1 protein-coding gene is annotated in these 1,462 nt (G+C 44.8%); it reads left to right on the forward strand.

All coding sequences use genetic code 11. From position 1 onward, the window contains the following. Window positions 1–153: 153 nt before the first annotated feature. Window positions 154–1,422: an IS3 family transposase gene (locus N0M98_RS33610; protein ID WP_259620502.1), complete on the forward strand. Its 1,269-nt coding sequence runs from the start codon at window positions 154–156 to the stop codon at window positions 1,420–1,422. The last annotated feature ends 40 nt before the right edge of the window (window positions 1,423–1,462 follow it).

Genomic DNA, 1,462 nt, shown 5'->3' on the forward strand with positions numbered 1-1,462 from the left:
TAAACTGGTACCCATACACTGGACACTTCAAAAAAAGTGTTTAGTGTGTGGGTACCTTTTTGTATACTGGAGACAACAGTGGAGGCGAACAAAATGAGCAAAAAGCATTTTAATAAATATGAACGTGAATGACTAGCGCTAAATCCGCACGTTTTGCGGGTGAGCGAAAAATCGATTACTTATGCCGATGAATTCAAACGTCTATTCATCGATCAATATATGTCGGGTCGAACACCTAGAGAGATTTTCGAGGCGAGTGGGTTTGATGTGGAGATGCTCGGGATAAAGCGAGTGGAGCAGTGCGCGGATCGTTGGAAGAAAGCTTACGAGAAGGACGGAATCACGGGGCTAGCGGACTCACGTAAAGAAGCAGCATTACGCCCCTCACAACGCCCCTTATCCCAGGAAGAGATGATCGCGAAGCAGGAAGCGAAGATTAAACTTTTGGAGGCTCAATTGGCATACGTAAAAAAGTTAGACAAGAACGAAAGGAGGCTGTTAGCAAACGGACAAAACCTACCCAAGAGTGACTGTTTCGAGCTTATTCAAAATGCAGTAAAGCAAGGCCTAGAACGGATGACGCGTTACTTCTGTCAATTACTTGGTGTGTCTCGTTCCGGGTACTACAACTACCTTCAAAGCTCGGACAAACGGCTCGCACGCATCAAAGCGGATGAGCAGGCCGGTGCTTTGATTAAGAAGGCATTTCATCGAAGAGGCTTCAAGAAGGGTTCTCGCTCCATTAAGATGACGTTAGAAAATGAATTCCATATCGTGTATAACCTGAAACGAATTCGAAGATTAATGCGCAAGTTTAACCTCGTATGTCCACATCGAAAGGCTAATCCTTACCGAAAGATGGCAAAAGCCACGCAAGAACACCGCACGCTTGAGAATACGTTACAGAGAGACTTTAAGAAAGGTACGCCAGGTCTCGCTCTGCTAACAGATATTACGTACTTGCCATATGGCCATTCCCAGACGGCTTATTTGTCAACCATTCTAGATGCTTCTACAGGCGAGCTTCTCACTCATAACTTGTCCACGACCCTCCACCTCCCTCTTGCAACAGACACGATCAAATCACTGATGAGGCAAAGACGGTTGAAGTTACATCAGGACGCTTTCATTCATTCGGATCAAGGCTGCCACTACACGAGTCCTGTCTATCAGAAGCTTTTGAAAGATAACGGGTTAGGACAATCTATGTCTAGACGGGGGAACTGCTGGGACAATGCCCCTCAGGAGTCTTTCTTCGGCCATATGAAAGACCATGTGAAGAGTCGCGATTGCAAATCCTTTTCTGAACTAGAGCAAGAAATTAAGCGCTATATTCATTACTATAACCATTACAGATACCAGTGGGGGTTAAAAAAGATGACTCCTGTACAATACAGAAATCATCTCTTAAGTGCGGCCTAACTCTTTTTTTAAAAGTGTCCTTGACTAAGGGTCCAGTTTA

It is taken from the genome of Paenibacillus doosanensis (genome assembly GCF_025060755.1).
Classification (GTDB): domain Bacteria; phylum Bacillota; class Bacilli; order Paenibacillales; family NBRC-103111; genus Paenibacillus_S; species Paenibacillus_S doosanensis.